Raw genomic sequence first — 18,569 nt, forward strand, 5'->3', positions numbered from 1 at the left:
AGACATGACATATCATGTGAATGACTACAATACTTTATTATCATATCAGCTACTCAACCAGAATGAAATAGCCCTGTCCACGATCGCATTACACAAACAAAATTTACAACTATGGTACTCACCCCCGATAATTCAGGCATCTCTCGTTTGGTAGGAGACAATTCTGCTGAAAATATTACACTTGCACCGGGACAACTTGCTAGTTTTCCTGGGGGAGTTTGGATGCTGGGCGGCAATGATACTGTCAGGGGCTCGTCAGATGCAGAACGGATTTTCGGCAACGATGGTAAAGACAGTCTGTTAGGCGGCGCCGGCAGTGATTCTCTTTATGGCGGCAAAGATGATGACGATCTTTTGGGAGAAACTGGTGACGATTTATTGACAGGGGATAGAAATAGCGATTTCCTTGATGGCGGTGCGGGAAATGATTTGCTACGCGGGGGACAAGGTGTTGATTTGTTAGTTGGCGGTGACGGTAACGATACTTTAATTGGCGACAGAGATGTGGATATTTACAAAGGTGGTGCTGGGAGCGATGTCTTTGTTTTTCGAGTCGATCAAGCGGGAATTAGATTGGTTGGGAATGAAGTTCCTGACGCGGTAATTGTGGATTTTGATAAATCTAGTGATTCGATCGGAATTAGTGCAGCTTTTACCAGCAGCAATATCTCTTTTGAACAGGTAAATTATAGCTTGAACGATCCGAGACTGCTGCTGATCGATCCTGCAAGTATATCGGGGGGAACGAGTTTGTTAGCCAAGGGTGGCATCTCGCAGCAAAGTCTCGATCCAGATGGCAACGGTCGTGTGGAAGCTACTAATATTAGGTTCGGTGTTACTAATGCTTTATTGGGTACTGTGTTGAATGTGACACCTGCGGATTTAACCGGTCGTTTGGTTAATGCTAGTTCTTTGCTTTAATTGGTAGGTGTAGGGTGCGCAATGTGCACTGGCTTTAGTTATTATAGGGTGCGATCGAGGGCTGAATGTGAAGATCGCCTACTCAATAGTTTTCCCCCGAAGCGCTCTCTAAGATTAGTTAGCTACAAAGTCAACCGGTGCGCAGTGTACACCCTACAAACTAATGACTCATAACTAATGACTAATTACTCTTTGCCATTGCCCACTGCATCAAACCGGGGAATAATCGATAGGCTTCCGATGCAAAAAAAGCTGGGCCGACGGTAACTTCTGCACGCTGATTCTTGACAGCATCCCAGATAGCTTTAGCAATATCTTCCGGCTGAGAAGCCCAGTCAGATTTCAACATTTCGCTCATTTGTTGGCGGCGCAATTCGACTGCTGGTTCGTCTCGATCGCGAAATTGAGCTCTTTCCAAAAAATCGCTGTTGATCAAGCCCGGATGTACGGCGCAAACGTGAATACCTTGGGGCGCTAATTCCAATCGCAAACTTTCTGTTAAACCGGTTACTGCATATTTGCTGGCGCAATAAGCGGTCATTTGAGGCAAGGGCATTTTGCCGCCTATGGAGCCAACATTGACGATTGTACCCGTTTTGCGATCGAGAAAATGTGGCAAAATTTCTTGAATTGTGTTAACGCAACCCCAAAAATTGGTATTCATTAATTGCTGCCAATCTTCGGAGGTGGTTTGCTCGATCGCCCCCGCGAGACAAATCCCGGCATTATTCACCAAAACATCAATGTTTCCGCACACATCTAGGGCTTTTTGGACGATCGCCCGCACTTGTTGAATGTCGCCTACATCCCCCGCAATAGGGACAGCGGAAGTGCCTTCACGCTGCACCTGAGCCGCTGCTGCTGCCAATCTCTCTGGCTCGCGAGCCACCATCACCACATCGTAACCTTTGCTGGCAAATAACAGTGCCGTTGCTTTGCCGCTTCCTTGAGAAGCGCCTGTCATCAAAACTGTAGGAGCCATAGATAGTTATACTTTGTAAGTGGGGGCTTCGTTTGCTGCTGTATGGAAACTATAACAGATGCCAAGTATTTTTGGGCGCGTTCTATATTAATAGTTTGTCTTGAATATAACAAATTTTAAATATTGGCGAGCGGGCTTTTAAAAACGAACCGCGAAGACGCAAAGGACACGAAGGAAAAGAGGAGAAGAGAAGGCAAGATCAACAGTAGAGTTGAATTGAATTCATTCCCTCGCTCTTCTTGAAACGCATCTGCGTTGATCTGCGTTGATCTGCCTTGCCTCTGCGATTGACCTATTCATCCAAAATTTATGCAATAAGTCTAGTTCAGAATTGTGCGAAAATTGCTATATAAATTTTATTTTCGGCAATTTCCAATTTCCCCTTACCAATTCTCGAACAAATGAATTTTCCTAAACAACCGCAGAATTGGTCGATCGCCCTATTGTTAATTATCGGCGTTTTGGCAGTCTCAACCTCTTCGATTTTAATTCGGCTGGCGAACATGGAAGCAGGCGCGGGCGGCCTCGGTTTCAGTCTGATACTCGCCGCATCTCGCTTGAGTTTGTCTTCCTTAATTCTGCTTCCGGCTTGGCAGAAAATTCAGTGGAAAGCCTTACAACCGGGAGCTCGGCGCTATGCTGCGGCGGCTGGTTTGTGTCTCGCCCTGCACTTTGCTCTCTGGATTACCTCACTTTCTTATACTTCGATTGCGGCTTCCACAGCCCTCGTCACCACAACTCCCGTTTGGATAGCGCTATTGTCGCGCTTCTGGTTTGGCGAAAAACTCAGCAAAATGTCGATCGCTGGCATTACTATAGCGCTTGCAGGCGGAATGGCGATCGCCCTGGGGAGTGGGGGCGCAGAAAGTGCCGGTAGCAGTAAACTCCTAGGCGATTTCCTGGCTCTGGCTGGTTCCTGGGCTGTCAGCTTGTACCTGCTGTTGGGGCGGGAAGCTCAGCGGCGAGGACTGGGAATTGGCGGTTATATCGCGATCGCCTATACTGTTAGTGCGATCGTCCTGCTCCCTCTCCCCCTCGCCTTCGGCATCAGTTATACCGGTTATCCGCACATTGTATATTTTTATATTTTGTTAACCGCCGCCTTGCCTCAATTAGTCGGCCACACCATTTTAAACTGGGCAGTAATGCAAATTTCCCCAACTATAGTAACTCTTGCCATCTTGTTTGAACCGGTAGCGGCGAGTTTTTTTGGTTATTTGCTGTTTCGGGAAGTGCCCGCGCCGGCGGTACTCGCAGGTGCTGCGATACTGCTGTTTGGCGTAGCAACCGCTACCCTCGGAGCTAAAAAAAGCACAGTCAACAGTTAACAATTCTCAGCCTTGCCACTACAGTTGGCGTGAGTCAGAATAAAAAAGATTAGATCTAAAAAATACAAATAAGTGGGTAGCATATAAATGAATGTAAAAAGCGTTTTTCAGTGCGAGCGTCTCCGCTGGCTTGTTTACATATCTAGCGAGCGGGGACGTTCGCACTCATACAAAAGCACCCATTGATACGCTGCCAATAACTCGTCATTTAAATATCCAATCAAAACTATCAAATGTCTGACTAATAACTAATAACTAATGACAATGACTAATGACTGATGACCAATGACTGATGACCACCCTTCGACTTCGCGAGCGGGCAAGATGACCAATGACTAATGACTAATGACCAATGACTAATAACTAATAATATTCGGGTGCCTTTCGGAGAATAAAATTATGCTACCAGAACAACTACAGCGCATCATCGGCTACTTTCTAGAAGAAGCCACAGAACACATTCAAATCATCGAACAAGGCTTGCAGGGCCTGCAAAACACCATGCAAGCTCCCCAAAGCATAAACCAGCTCATCCGAGCCTCGCACTCGATTAAAGGGGGAGCAGCTATGCTGGGATTTAGCAGCATTCAGCGCATAGCCCATCGCTTGGAAGATTATTTAAAACTGCTCAGAGAATGTCCGATCGCCATTGATAGCACACTACAATCGCTATTAACCCAAGTTTTTGATATTTTAGCAGCCCTCGTGTCCAAGGTTTCTAAGGGTTTTGGACTCAACCACGAAGACGCAAACCAGATGCTTTTCCTCGCCGAACCGGTTTTTGACGAACTCGATGCTTACCTGAGAGTGCTGATTCCTACTCGCCTGACTTTGAGAGCAGTAACCGACGAACACATTCACCTTTTCTCCGGTTACTGCACCTTTGCAGCGGAATTTTTCTCCGCCATTACGTCGCACGTCGGTTTGCTCGGAGGCAATATTACCCGCCACGAGTACGAAGGCGAGGGCATACGCCTTTATATTGACATTTACCTACCACCTTACACCAGGATCGAAAACATCCGCCAAGCTGTCGAACTTTCAGGCGCGATGATCGGGACTGTTCAGACGCAGCGTGACTTTTCGCTGCTGGCTGCCGATTATCCGGTTTACCGAAGTGCGATCGCCCGTCCCGCAATTTGCACCGGATGCCGCTACTATTATGGCAGAAGCGATGGCGGCCACCTGCTCAACTGCACGATCCATCCGGGCGGCCCCGAAGATGAAGAATGTCGCGATCACGAACCAGAATAACCAGTATAAAATTAGGACTCCGAACTAATATTTGGAACCAGGGAATACTTTAGTAAAAACTAATATTATCCCTGATATTTTTCACGTTTCTCGCTACCAATTTCTATCCTAGATCGCTAAAATTTTACTTCCTAAAATTCGTTAAATCCGTTACACAATCCGTTGCCGAACTTCCTTCCTTCTTCTCACAAATTCCCTAAAAGCTGATACCGCAACTCGAATTAATTGCATCATGCTGTCAGGATGCGCCACCGCCCAGATATTGATAGCCAGACAAGTGATTGCCATCGCTAACAAGATATATGTCGGAAGCATTACTACGCCGATCGCAAACCAGGTAAAAACGTGAAATAACATTGCTGTAGCCCAAAGACTGGCCACAACCACAGACGCCCAAACTTCGATTCGAGGTCGGTTTAGTCCTGTCAAAATCCCTGTCAGCAAAGTAGTCAGCAAGTTTGCCGGAACTAAAAAAGCACAGATACCTATGCAGTAGGTATGAGAAAACTCAGTAACTGTATTGAAGTCGAGCATCAGTCTAATTGTCGGGCCTGTTGGATATACTTAAATAGTTTAACGTGACTTGACTTTTATATCTTGTCACCCTTACCTTAACTTAATATTTTCGTCAGTCTGCCGGTCTGAAGACACATTTCTCTCCTCCTTTTTCTCCCTGTCAAAAGTTTACCACAAATATTAACTTTGTGAAATATTATTAAAACTAATTGAAAAATGGCAACAATTGCTGCAATAATTAAGATTGGGGAGCGATCGAATAGAAGAGCTAAGTTCGTAAAAAGATCTAGAATGCTGGGGCCAGTCGAGCTGCAACACAAGGGTAGGCTGATTTGCGACTCAATCATTTTCGACTCGCTGATTCTCAGATGAGATTATTTAAAAGCAAATTTGAACTCAAATCTCAAATCGATAGAACCTTCTCAAAATTTTACAGCGGGAAATAGACACAATGGATCGACAAATCACAATCCCAGCACTCGCAGAAGTTGACTTGACCAACTGCGACAGAGAACCCATTCACATATCAGGGCATATTCAGCCGCACGGCGTGCTACTTGTGGTGCGAGAACCTGAACTAGAAATACTGCAAGTCAGTGAAAATACGCAAGATTTGTTAGGCTTTGATGCCAAAAGTGCGATCGGTCAAAATTTGAGCTTATTATTCGATCGCGCTCAGCTCGAAAAATTCACTGCCTGTTTGGAAAAGGAAAACTTAAAAACCGTCAATCCCATTAAAGTGTCCGTCGAAAAAGCCGGCCAATCTTTAGAATTTGACTGCATTATCCACCGATTAGAAGGATTTTTGATGGTAGAATTAGAATTATCCACTACCACAGAAAATCTTTCGATTTTTAGTTTTTATCATTCAGTGAGATCCACTGTCAGCCAAATTCAAAGCGCCACAACTCTCAAAGATTTATGTCAACAAACTGTAAAAGAAATCAGAAGAATTTCCAAATTTGATAGAGTAATGGTCTATCAATTCGATCCCGATGGCAACGGCGCTGTCATCGCCGAAGACAAAACAGAAAACCTGACTCCTTTCTTAGGATTAAACTACCCCAGCACAGATATTCCCAAACAAGCAAGAAAACTGTATTCATTAAATTGGTTGAGGTTGATTCCCGATATTAACTATCAACCAGTTCCCCTCGTATCCGGCAACAATTCTATTACCAACGAACCTGTAGACCTCAGTTTTTGCGTATTGAGAAGCGTTTCTCCCATTCACATAGAATACCTGCAAAATATGGGCGTGGCAGCTTCGATGTCAATTTCATTAATCAAAGATCAAAAACTGTGGGGATTGATTGCTTGCCACAACTATACACCAAAATACCTCAACTATGAAGTGCGCGCCGCCTGCGAATTTATCGGACAAGTAATGTCCTTAGAACTGCAATCAAAAGAAGGAAACGAAGACTACGACTATAAACTTTATTTAAAATCCATTCAAACCAAGATTTTTGAAGACATATCCACCGCCGAAAACTTGTCTGAAGTGTTCGGTAAATGCCAGCACAATTTGCTGGAAGCAGTCAACGCCCAGGGAGCAGCAATAATATTTGGAGAAAATTGCTATCTAGTCGGAAAAACACCTCAAGGAAAATCTCTCAAATACTTAACTAAGTGGGTGCAAACAAACCTCACAAAAGAAATATTTTATACAGACTCGCTGATCAAATTTTATCCAGAAGCTGAGGGATTTAAAGAGACAGTCAGCGGGTGTTTAGCCGTAGCAATATCGCCAATTCAAAAAATATATGTTTTGTGGTTTCGCCCGGAAGTAATTCAGACCGTGAATTGGGCTGGAAACCCCAAAAAACAAGTTGAAATAGATGAAGATGGCAGCCCCAGACTGTCTCCTCGCAAATCCTTCGAGCTGTGGAAAGAAAATGTGAGTTGCCAATCATTGCCTTGGAAACAATGCGAAATAGAGGCAGCATTGGAATTTAAAAAAGCAATGATTAATATAGTGCTGCGCCAAGCCGAAAAACTCAACAAATTAAATACAGCATTAGAAGCATCAATCGCCAGAGAGCGCGAAAAAACGGCTCATTTAAAAATAGCGATGTCAGAGCTTCAGCGCGCGCAAACTCAATTGGTGCAAAGTGAAAGAATGTCAAGTTTGGGACAGTTGGTGGCGGCGGTGGCCTATGAAGTCACTAACCCGATTAACTTCATCTACGGAAATCTAACCTATGCCAACGAATACAGCGAAAAACTCATCAATTTATTGCAGCTTTACGCTCAGCACTATCCGTCGCCTTCGTCAGAAATTCAAGTAGAAATAGAAGCAGCAGAAGTAGAGTTTATAGTTGAAGACTTACCGAAGTTGTTGGGTTCAATGAAAGTAGGAGCTAACCGCATCCGCGAGATAGTTCAGTCGCTGCGAAATTTCTCTAGAATTGACGAAGCAGAGATTAAACCAGTTGACATTCACGACGGATTGGACAGCGCTTTGTTGATTCTGAGCAACCGACTCAAACCGAAGCCCGATCGCCCTGCAATTCATCTCATCAAAGAATATGGCTCTCTGCCTTTGGTTGAGTGTTACGCAGTTGAGATAAACCAAGTGTTTATGAATGTACTGGCAAATGCAATTGATGCCCTAGAAGATGCCTTTGTCAACAAGCACTTATCGTCGCACCGCAGGGGCAAAGAAGAGCCAGCCAAGAGCGGACAAATTCAGATTGTGACAGAAGTTTGTCCGGGAGAAAAAGCCGTAGCAGTTCGGATCAAGGACAACGGTTGGGGTATGGAAGAAACAGTCGGCCAGAAAATATTTGAGCCGTTTTTTTCCACAAAACCGGTGGGTAAAGGTGCAGGAATAGGTTTGACAATTTCCCACGAAATTGTGGTAGAACAACACGGTGGCAAATTGAGCTGCATTTCAGCCCCCGGAGAGGGAACCGAGTTGATTATTGAGATTCCCTTAAGCCAAATTCATCGGAAACCCATTGTCAAATGAAAAAAAGTGCGCTCATAGCCCAAATCCACAAATCGAAAATTCGATTAAAATACAAAAGCAGCTAAGTAGATTTGATCCCATTCTGAGGAAGCGACTGTGACAGAAAAAAATACCGCCCAATGGGATGCCGGCAGATTTGTCAAAACCTTGGCTTATTTCGGTGTTATTCCCTTCATTGGCAGCATTAGCTGGCTGCAACAACTGTTCGGAAGCAGCAGCAACCAGAAAAAAGACCAACCCAAACTCGTACTCGTAGCCGGTGCCACCGGCGGCGTGGGAAAGCGAGTTGTCAAGCGATTGCAACAGCGGGGATATCAAGTCCGCTGTCTCGTCAGAGATACCAAAAGAGCAACAGAAATTCTGGGCAAAAATGTTGAATTAGTCGAAGGAGATATTACTCTCGCCGAGACGCTAACGCCGTTAGTAACTGAGGGCATCGAAGCAGTTATCTGCTGCACTGGCACGAAAGTTCAACCTGTAGAAGGAGACACTCCAACGAGGGAAAAATACTATCAAGGCATCAAGTTTTATATGCCGGAAGTTGTGGATGTTCCCGAAATTGTGGAATACAAAGGTCTGAATAATTTAGTGCAAGCTGTTCGCAGCCAGCTTGTTAAAGCAGGCGAAAAAATCATTTTTGACTTCACAAAACCTACCCAAGATTTAAAAGAAACTTGGGGTGCTCTCGACGATGTTGTGATGGGCGGCACTAGCGAAAGTTCGATCGCACTTACAGATAATACAGCTATATTCACCGGCAATGTTTCCACCGCCAACTCCGGCGGCTTTGCTTCCGTCCGCACCCAAAACTTCGATCCTCCGGTCAATCTCGCAGGATTTAGCGGCCTCCTGCTGCGCGTCAAAGGCGATGGTAAGCGCTACAAGTTGATTGTGCGTAGCGAGGCTAAATGGGATGGTATTGGCTATTGCTATTCCTTTGATACTGTTTACAATACTTGGATTACTGTCGTCGTTCCCTTCGATAAGTTGATTCCTGTCTTTCGCGCGAAAACTGTGAAGGATGGCTCGAAATTTGATGCTAGTAGTATTTATTCTTTTCAGTTAATGCTGAGCAAGTTTGAATATGATGGCGGGCTGAATCCGAGATTTACACCGGGCGTTTTTCAACTGGAATTAGAATCTATTAAAGCTGATGGTGGGCAGACTTTGCCGCGATTTGTGATGGTAAGTTCGGCTGGAGTTACGCGCCCTGGCCGCCCAGGACTTATTTTGGAGGAGGAACCGCCGGCTGTCAGGATGAATGATATGTTGGGGGGAATTTTGACTTGGAAGTTGAAAGGGGAGGATTGCGTGCGATCGAGCGGCATACCTTATACTGTTGTCAGACCTTGTGCTTTGACTGAAGAAGCGGGCGGCAAAGCTTTGATATTCGAGCAAGGAGACAATATTCGGGGTAAAGTTAGCCGGGAAGATATTGCAGAGTTGTGCGTACAAGCTTTGGAAGAACCGCAGGCTTGTAAGGTGACATTTGAGGTAAAAGAGGGGGAAAATTCTCGTTCTTCGGGAGATTGGGAGGGTTTGTTTTCTGGGTTGAAATAAGATAAGACGGCGGTTGAAGAGACGGCGAATTGAAGACGGCGAATTGAAGACGGCGAATGGAATTCGCGTCTACACAGACAAAACCCGCCTCCGCGGGTTGAAGAATCAGATAATACGGCGAATGCAATTACATTGTTTTCGACCGTCCGCGGAGGCGGACATCGTTTGTGTAGGCGCGGTTTCAACCGCCGTCTTATCTACTAATTACAGATTATTATGTATCTAAATTTCTTCCGACGATATTCTACGCCTTATTTGTTTTTGTTTCCGGCTTTGTTTATTTTGACTTTAACGGTTTTGTGGCCGGCGGTGCAAGCTTTTTATTTGAGTTTTACTAATTACGAATACGATTTAACTCAAATGCCGCAGTGGGTGGGTTTGAAGAATTTCGATCGCCTGTGGCGCGATCGCACTTTTTGGCAAACTTTGACCAATACGCTGCTGTATCTGCTCTGTGTAGTACCTATATTGGTTGTTCTACCGCTGGGAATGGCGATTTTGTGCAATCAAAAGCTCAGGGGGATGAACTGGTTCCGCGCAGCATACTACACGCCTGCGGTGATTTCGATGGTGGTCGCCGGGATTGCTTGGAAGTGGCTGTTTGCTGAGACTGGATTGCTGAATCAGTTCGGGGAATTGTTGGGTTTACCTCCGGTTTCTTGGCTTGCCAACCCGAAGGTGGTACTCTTTAGCGTGATGGCAGTTACTATCTGGAAAGGCTTGGGTTATTACATGGTAATTTATTTGGCTGGGCTGCAATCTATTCCGGCAGAACTTTACGAAGCTGCTGCGATTGATGGTTCGGAAGGTTTGCGGAAACACTGGGATATTACTGTACCGCTGATGAAGCCTTATTTAGTTTTGGTGGCGGTGATTTCGGCGATTTCTGCTACTAAGGTTTTTGAAGAAGTTTATATCATGACTCAGGGCGGCCCTCGCAATAGTTCTAAGACTGTTGTTTATTATCTTTACGAACGGGCTTTTAAGGATTTGGAAATTGGTTATGCTTGTACGATCGCCCTAGTGTTATTTTTGATGATTTTGGGTTTGTCGATTCTGCAAGTTAGCCTTCAGGGTTTGACTCGCAATGATTGAGAAGGAAGAAGGAAGAAGGAAGAGGGAAGAAGGAAGAAGGAAGAAGGAAGAAGATAAGACGGCGGTTGAAACCGCCCATTCTTCAACCCGCGCACCATCCGGGTTTTGTTTGTGTAGACGCGGTTGAAACCGCCGAGTCTCTTAAATATTAAGCCAAATAACCAATGACAAAGCTGTGAGATTTGGAGTAAGATTAAGTATGTCTCGCAAGTTTTGTCGGCCAACCCTACTCATCACCCCTCTAACACAACTAATTAACTTTCGTCAATAGCACAACTCCTGCAAATTGGCTGCAAGCCCTTTAACTTCACATTTATTAAACTATGATTTTACTAACAGGCTATCAAATCACCGAAAAAATTTACTCTGGTGTCAATACTGTGATTTATCGGGGAATCTGGCAAAAACACAATTTGCCAGTCATTGTCAAAACCCTGAACAGCGAGTATCCCACTCTGGAAGAAATTACCCGCTTGAGACATGAATATAAAATCCGAACTAATCTAAAAAACATCGAAGGAATTGTCAACTGCTACAGTTTAGAAACTAATCACAATGGTGTGGCGCTGACATTAGAAGACTTTGGAGGCTTGGCTTTATCTAATTTTTTAATTTCCACCAAACTTGACTTGAAACACTTTCTCGAAATTGCCGTTGGACTAGCAAAAAGTTTGGGTAAAATCCATCAAAACCAAATAATTCACAAAGATATTAAACCGCACAATATTATTATCCATCCCGAAACCTATCAGGTCAAAATTACTGACTTCAGCATCTCCTCCGGCTTGGTTCGAGAAAACGCAACGCCCAGCTATCCCAATTTGCTCGAAGGTACGTTAGCTTATATTTCGCCGGAACAAACTGGTAGAATGAATCGGGCAATTGATTATCGCAGCGATTTTTACTCGTTAGGTGTCACTTTTTACGAGATGTTGACTGGTGAATTGCCGTTTAGCGCGATCGACCCTTTAGAATTAGTTCACTGTCACATCGCTCAAATCCCCCCCAATCCCCGCAGTTTGCAGCCGGAAATCCCCGAAGCAATCTCTGCCATCGTGATGAAGCTGTTGGCGAAGATGGCGGAAGATAGGTATCAAAGCGCTGACGGGCTGAGATTTGACCTCGAAACTTGTCTGGCGCAACTACAAGCTACTGGCAATATATCGGATTTTACTGCCGGAAATGCCGATCGCGCCGGTCAACTCCTCATCCCCCAAAAACTCTACGGTAGAGAAGCTGAAGTCGCCGCTTTACTAGCCGCCTTTAACCGAGTTAGCGGTGTAGAAAACAATACAGATTCCCATGCTGGCGTAGAAATGATCCTCGTTTCCGGTTACTCCGGCATCGGCAAATCTTGCTTAGTAAATGAAGTTCAAAAACCCATAGTTCAGCAGCGCGGCTATTTCATATCTGGTAAATTTGACCAATTCAAGCGCAACATTCCCTACGCTTCTCTGATTCAAGCATTCCAATCATTGATTCGGCAATTGCTAACAGAAAGTGCAGCATCTATCCAGACTTGGAAACAAAAATTGCTAGCTGCTTTGGGAAGCAACGGCAAAGTTGTCACAGACGTGATTCCCGAAGTCGAACTAATTATCGGGAAACAGCCAGAAGTCCCACAATTGGGCCCGACAGAATCGCAAAACCGATTTAATCGGGTGTTTAAACAATTCATTAGCGTGTTTACTGCCCGTGAGCACCCGCTAGTTGTTTTTCTCGACGATTTACAATGGGCCGATTCCGCATCGCTGAAATTCATTGAACTGCTAGTGACGGATTCAGAAAGCAAATATTTGCTGCTAATTGGAGCCTATCGAGATAACGAAGTTAGCGCCACCCATCCGCTGATTCAAATCATCGAAAATATCCAACAAACTACGGCGCAAATGCCAGGAATAGTCATCAATATTGTTCTTGATCCCTTAGATTTAAGTCATGTACAGCTATTAACTTCCGAAACTTTAGAAAGCCTAAATTCCGAAGATATTAAAATTTTAGCAGAGCTACTTTTTAACAAAACCCAAGGAAATCCCTTCTTTTTAAATCAGTTAATCAGAACTCTTTATCAAGAAAAACTGTTAGTTTACGATTTTCCATCGAGTAGGTGGCAGTGGGATATCGGGCACATCCAAGCAATCGGGATTACTGAGTGCAATGTCGTAGAGTTAATCGCTCGAAATATTTTGAAGTTGTCCGCCGCAGCGCAGTCAGCCTTAAAATTAGCGGCCTGTATTGGCAACCGGTTTAATTTAGAAGTCCTGGCAATTGTCAGCCAAAAATCTCAAAAAGAAACAGCATTAAGTCTCTGGGATGCTCTTCAGGCAGGGCTAATTTTGCCGCTGAGCAACGATTACAAAATTCCGTTGGTTTTTGAGGGTTCGGAAACGGGGGTGTCGGGGCTGCAAGATGTTAAAGTTGGCTACAAGTTTTTGCACGACAGAGTGCAGCAAGCAGCTTATTCTTTGATTCCCGATGAGGCAAAGCAAGCAACTCACCTAAAAATCGGTCAACTGCTGCTGGAGAATACTCCCGCCTCTGAGATTGAAGAAAAGGTCTTTGATATTGTCAATCAACTAAATTTCGGTGTTGAATTACTCACAGAAAAAGCCGAAAAAGATGAACTGGCAAAACTGAATCTGATGGCTGGTAAAAAAGCTAAAGCATCCAATGCTTATGAAGCTACTGTCAGATATTTGAATGTCGGTTTGGAACTGATTAATTCCCCTCAGTCCGCCGTAAGTATAGGGTCAAGTTGGCAGACGGATTATGACTTGACGCTGAACCTGCACGTAGAAGCAGCAGAGGCTGAATATCTCAATACTAATTTTGGGCGATCGCAAGAATTAGCCAATATCGTGTTGCAACAAGCCACTACCCTGCTGGACAAAATTAAAGTTTACGAACTCCAAATCCAGTCTTATATGGCTCAAAACCAGATGCTGACAGCCATCGATACTGGTTTAAAAGCTTTGGAAATATTGGAATTTTCCCTGTCGGAAATCCCCCCAGAGGGTTTGGCTGCAATTGAGTTACCTCAGCTTGAGGAACTAGAAAACATTCCGGTAATGACTGATGACTACGAGTTGGCGATAATGCGTATACTTTTGGTTCTGGTGTCTTCTGTTTTTACGGCAAAACCAGAACTATTCCCGCAGATTGTCTTCACAATGGTCGATTTTTCCATTAAACGCGGTCATTCAGCACTTGGAGCGATCGCCTATACTTGGTATGGCTTGTTGCTGACTGGGGCATTAGGAGATCTAGACGCTGGATATCATTCTGGACAATTAGGTTTGAAGTTATTAGAACAATTCAATGCTCAAGAACTGAAATGCAAAGTTTATACTATATTTAACACTTTTATCCGCCACTCTAAAGAACACGCTAGAGAGATAATCCCACCTTTTAACGAGGCGATACAAAGCGGTATAGAAACCGGAGATGTAGAATATGCTTGTTATTCTGCTGTTAACAGTTGTTCTGGATCATTCTTGATTGGGGAACCCTTAGAAAAGGTACTACAAAAACAATTACAATACTTCACTTTTGCACAGAATGTCAAACAAGAAGTTTCTCTAGGAATGCTGGGAATATGGGGGGAGATTATTTTAGATTTGCGAGATATATACCCAAACCAATCTCAATCAACAGGTAAAGATTTTAAATGGGCAGAAATATTGGCTAGGCTGCAACAAGTTAATAATTATCTGTCAACTTTCAATGTTTATCTTGCTAAATTGCTGCTGAATTACTTATTTAAAAAGCCAGAACAAGCAGTTATTGATGGATCTTTAGCAGCCAAATATGCACCAGCAGCAATTGGCTTCATGATGATCGGTACGCACAATTTTTATTATTCGCTAGCACTCCTCGCTGTGTATCCAACTGCTGACCGTGCAGAACAAGAAAAACATTTGATGCAGGTAGCAGCGAATCAGGAAAAAATGCAGAACTGGGCGCACCACGCACCGATGAATTACCAGCACAAATATGAATTAGTCGAGGCTGAAAAAGCGCGGGTGTTGGGCGAAAAAGACCGGGCGATGGATTATTACGATCGCGCAATTCAACATTCCAGCGAACAGGGATACATTCAGGAAGAAGCTTTGGCTAATGAATTAGCTGCTGAGTTTTATCTGTTGGCGGGCCGAGAGAAAGTTGCTAAGGTTTACATGACTGACGCTTACTACGGTTATATCCGCTGGGGTGCGAATGCTAAGGTTGCTGATTTGGAGGAACGCTATCCGCAGTTAATTGTACGGATCCCGGAAAGTGAAAGTTTCACAAGTAGCAGCCCGAGTTTGGCTGTAACTTCTGCAACCGTTACCGATAGTCACAAAACTTTAGATTTCGCTACTGTGATGAAAGCATCTCTTGCTATCTCCGGTGAAATTGTCCTCGATGCTTTGCTGGCAAAAATGATGCGGATTTTGCTGGAAAATGCCGGTGCCCAAACAGGATGTCTGATCGCGTCCAAAAATGGTGAATTTGTCATTGAAGCTGCGGGAGAAGTGGGCGCAGATGTGCGAGTGTTATCGGGGGCGGGCTTGGATTGTGCGTATCCGCGATCGATAATCAATTTTGTCGATCGCACTCTCGAAGATATTGTCCTCCACGATGCCTGCAGCGAGGCAATTTTCAACAGCGACCCCTACATTATCGAACACCAGCCGAAATCAGTGTTATGCGTGGCGATCGTCTATCAAGGCAAATTAACAGCCATCCTTTATTTAGAAAACAATTTAATCGCCGGCGCTTTTACGGACGATCGCTTGGAAGTTTTGAAGCTGCTTTCTTCCCAAGCTGCGATCGCCCTGGAAAATGCCCGCCTTTACACAAACTTAGCAACGGCCAACCAACAACTAGCAGAATACAACCTTACCCTAGAAGCAAAAGTTAAAGAACGCACCCAAGAATTAAACAAAAAAAATGTCCTGCTTTCCGAAGAAATTAAAGAACGTCAAAAAGCAGAAGCCGCCGCCCAAGATGCCAGCCGCGCCAAAAGCGAATTTTTAGCTAACATGAGCCACGAATTGCGAACGCCCCTCAACGGCATTTTAGGTTACGCTCAAATCTTTAAGCGCGACAAACATTTATCAACGAAACAACAGGATGGAATTGGCGTTATTCACCGCTGTGGCGAACACTTACTCGCTTTAGTCGAGGATATTTTAGACCTTTCTAAAATCGAAGCTAGAAGAATGGAACTCGTGCCAACAGAGTTTAATTTACCAGATTTTATTCAAGGCATAACTGCAATTTGTAGCATTCGAGCAGGTCAAAAAAACATAGCTTTAAATTGCGAATATCTTTCGCCTCTTCCCGCTGCTATCTCTGCTGATGAAAAGAAGTTGCGCCAAATTTTGATTAATTTAATTGGTAATGCTGTTAAGTTTACTGAAAGCGGCGGGGTTACTTTTAAGGTTTCCGCAGTGGATTGTGTAAGGGATGGAACCGGAACTGAAGTCCTTAGTACAAACGTGAAGATTCGGTTTCAAGTAGAAGATACGGGAATTGGGATTGCTGCTGATGAATTGCCAAAGATATTTGCAGCTTTTGAACAGGTAGGTAATAGTCCCCGCCATACTGAGGGAACAGGCTTGGGATTGGCGATTAGTCACCAATTAGTTGAGATTATGGGCGGTGAATTGAAAGTAGAAAGCACTTTAGGCAGAGGTAGCATTTTCTCCTTTGAGTTAGAGTTGCTAGCAGTTGACAGCCCCGATCAAAATAAAAAGTATTACCCCCAAAATATTAAGGGTTTCAAGGGTACTAATAAGAAGATTTTGGTGGCGGACGATCGGTGGGAAAATCGCTCAGTTTTAATTCACCTGCTGGAACCGTTGGGTTTTGAAATAATTGAGGCAACAAACGGTCAAGATTGTGTGAATAAAGCTCTAGAATTTCAACCGGATTGTATTTTGATTGATTTGGTGATGCCGGTGATGGACGGATTTGAAGCGATGCGACAAATTCGCAAGTTGCCCCAACTGCAAAATGTGGTAGCCATCGGCACTTCTGCTAGTATTATGGAAGCAGAAAAGCAGGAAAGTGTAGCAGCGGGATGCAATGCTTTTATTCCCAAGCCGATCCGGGCTGAGGAACTTTTAAATTGCTTGCAAGTTCATTTGGGCTTAGAATGGATTTGTGAGGAGTTGCAATACCCGAATGCGGAATCTGAAGTTTTTCACAATCAATCTCAAATTCAGCATCAAGAAATCATCGCTCCTCCCGCCGATGAAATCGCTTTACTCTTTGACTTAGCCATGATGGGTGACTTAGGAGGTATTCAAAAACAAGCAGAAAAATTGGCAAAACTTGATGTTAAATATGTCTCTTTCGCCAACCATCTCAATCAATTAGTTAAAGGTTTTGAAGAAGTGAAAATCTTAGAATTTGTAGAACAATACAGGAATTAGTGAAAATATGAGCATCTTACCTTGGGAAGAAAGCGCAATTTTGATCGTTGATGATAACCCGAATAATTTGGCAGTGCTGTTTGAGTTTTTGACGGAATCGGGGTTTAAAGTGTTGGTGGCGCGGACGGGAGAGAGCGCTATCAAAAAAGCTGAATACTCGCTGCCAGATTTGATTTTGTTGGACGTGTTAATGCCACCGGGAATTGATGGGTTTGAAACTTGCCGGCGTTTGAAGGCTGGCGATTTGACAAAAGATATTCCAGTGATTTTTATGACGGCGCTGAATGAGACGAAAGATAAGGTAAAAGGATTTAGTTTAGGGGCCGTTGATTACGTTACTAAGCCCATTCAAAATGAAGAAGTTTTAGCTCGCGTTAAAGCGCATTTGAGCGTCTGCAAGCTGACTCAAAAACTTCAGCAGCAAAATGTCCGAATGGAACAGGAAATTGTCGATCGCAAACAAGCTCAAATTAACCTAGAACAATTGGCTGCTGAGTTGGAAAAACGGGTAGAATCGCGCACTGTGGAACTTTCTCAAACTAACGACCTACTCAAGGAAGAGGTGAACCAGAGGCAGCAAACACAGGAGAATTTGCAGAAGTCCCTGGACAAGCTCAAGCAAGCTCAATCCCTGTTAATTCAAAGCGAAAAAATGTCGGCTTTGGGGCAAATGGTGGCGGGGATTGCTCACGAAATTAACAATCCGGTGAATTTTATCTGCGGTAATCTCAATTACGTTCGCGATTATGCTGAAGATATTCTCAAGGTGCTAGATCTTTACCAACAGCACTATCCCGATCCGGCACCGGAAATAACATCAACAGTAGAAGCGGTGGAGCTAGAATTCATCCAGGAAGATTTAATGAAAATGCTAAACTCGATGCAGGTAGGGGGCGATCGCATTCGCGAGATCATTCTGTCTCTGCGGTCTTTTTCGCGGCAAGAAGGGGGGGAAATGCAGCCGATTGATATTCATGAAGGTATTGATAGCACGCTGATGATTTTGCAAAATCGGCTGAAATTTAAGGCGAATCGTCCCGCGATTGAGGTGATTAAGGAATACGATCCTGATTTGAAAAATGTAGAGTGTTGCGGCGGGGAGATCAATCAGGTATTTATGAATATCTTAGCTAATGCGATCGATGCGATCGAAGAATCCAGCAGTGAAAAAAAAATCGAGGAAATTAAAGCAAATCCCTTCCTGATTCGGATTAGTACGAAAGTCAGCAACTCCAACACGGCAATTATTAAAATTTGTGACAACGGGCCGGGAATCAGCGAGGAGTTGTGCGATCGTATTTTTGACCCATTTTTTACCACAAAGCCGATCGGCAAAGGTACCGGAATCGGCTTGTCAATTAGCTGGCACATTGTCACAGAAAAGCACGGCGGCAGTTTGCAGTGTTGTTCGACACCAGGCCAAGGAACCGAATTTGCGATCGAGCTGCCAATTCGACAAAAAGTTAGAGAAATGGCGACCTCCGGTTCCCAAATTGGAGGCCGTTAATTATTGGTGT

At 44.2% G+C, this 18,569-nt stretch carries 11 protein-coding genes; 9 read left to right on the forward strand and 2 right to left on the reverse strand.

Features of this window, described 5'->3' with window-relative positions:
- Positions 1-111: 111 nt before the first annotated feature.
- Entirely contained in the window at positions 112-921 is an 810-nt protein-coding gene (locus QUB66_RS22645; protein ID WP_332970341.1) for a calcium-binding protein, read from the forward strand.
- Between the two features lie 181 nt (positions 922-1,102).
- Here QUB66_RS22645 and QUB66_RS22650 read toward each other — a convergent pair whose 3' ends face one another.
- Positions 1,103-1,903, reverse strand: a complete 801-nt coding sequence (locus QUB66_RS22650; RefSeq protein ID WP_332970342.1) for an SDR family NAD(P)-dependent oxidoreductase — start codon at positions 1,901-1,903, stop codon at positions 1,103-1,105.
- Positions 1,904-2,304: 401 nt separating this feature from the next.
- Here QUB66_RS22650 and QUB66_RS22655 point away from each other — a divergent pair, with 401 nt between their 5' ends.
- On the forward strand, positions 2,305-3,231 hold the full coding sequence (locus QUB66_RS22655; RefSeq protein ID WP_265239000.1) for a DMT family transporter: 927 nt from the start codon (positions 2,305-2,307) through the stop codon (positions 3,229-3,231).
- Between the two features lie 399 nt (positions 3,232-3,630).
- Entirely contained in the window at positions 3,631-4,485 is an 855-nt protein-coding gene (locus QUB66_RS22660) for an Hpt domain-containing protein (RefSeq protein WP_265238999.1), read from the forward strand.
- Between the two features lie 150 nt (positions 4,486-4,635).
- Here QUB66_RS22660 and QUB66_RS22665 read toward each other — a convergent pair whose 3' ends face one another.
- Complete coding sequence (locus QUB66_RS22665) at positions 4,636-5,019, reverse strand: hypothetical protein (RefSeq protein WP_265238998.1); 384 nt, start codon at positions 5,017-5,019, stop codon at positions 4,636-4,638.
- Between the two features lie 433 nt (positions 5,020-5,452).
- On the opposite strand from QUB66_RS22665, the gene QUB66_RS22670 reads away from it, so the two are divergent.
- The 6 genes from QUB66_RS22670 (at position 5,453) to QUB66_RS22695 (ending at position 18,559) form a co-directional block, all read left to right on the forward strand.
- Positions 5,453-7,975 carry an ATP-binding protein gene (locus tag QUB66_RS22670; RefSeq protein ID WP_332970343.1) on the forward strand — a complete coding sequence of 841 codons (2,523 nt, stop codon included), beginning with the start codon at positions 5,453-5,455 and terminating at the stop codon, positions 7,973-7,975.
- 96 nt (positions 7,976-8,071) lie between these two features.
- Entirely contained in the window at positions 8,072-9,535 is a 1,464-nt protein-coding gene (locus tag QUB66_RS22675) for a CIA30 family protein (protein WP_332970344.1), read from the forward strand.
- Between the two features lie 216 nt (positions 9,536-9,751).
- Entirely contained in the window at positions 9,752-10,630 is an 879-nt protein-coding gene (locus QUB66_RS22680) for a carbohydrate ABC transporter permease (RefSeq protein ID WP_332970345.1), read from the forward strand.
- Positions 10,623-10,757 (forward strand): hypothetical protein, encoded by a 135-nt coding sequence (locus QUB66_RS22685; protein ID WP_265238994.1) that lies wholly within the window; start codon positions 10,623-10,625, stop codon positions 10,755-10,757. The genes QUB66_RS22680 and QUB66_RS22685 overlap by 8 nt, the downstream gene beginning before the upstream one ends.
- Positions 10,758-10,953: 196 nt before the next feature.
- On the forward strand, positions 10,954-17,052 hold the full coding sequence (locus tag QUB66_RS22690) for a hybrid sensor histidine kinase/response regulator (RefSeq protein ID WP_332970346.1): 6,099 nt from the start codon (positions 10,954-10,956) through the stop codon (positions 17,050-17,052).
- Between the two features lie 7 nt (positions 17,053-17,059).
- Positions 17,060-18,559, forward strand: a complete 1,500-nt coding sequence (locus QUB66_RS22695; protein ID WP_332970347.1) for a hybrid sensor histidine kinase/response regulator — start codon at positions 17,060-17,062, stop codon at positions 18,557-18,559.
- Positions 18,560-18,569: the final 10 nt, after the last annotated feature.

Origin of the sequence: Microcoleus sp. A2-C3, from assembly GCF_036706065.1 — a bacterium.
Taxonomy (GTDB): Bacteria; Cyanobacteriota; Cyanobacteriia; order Cyanobacteriales; family Microcoleaceae; genus Microcoleus.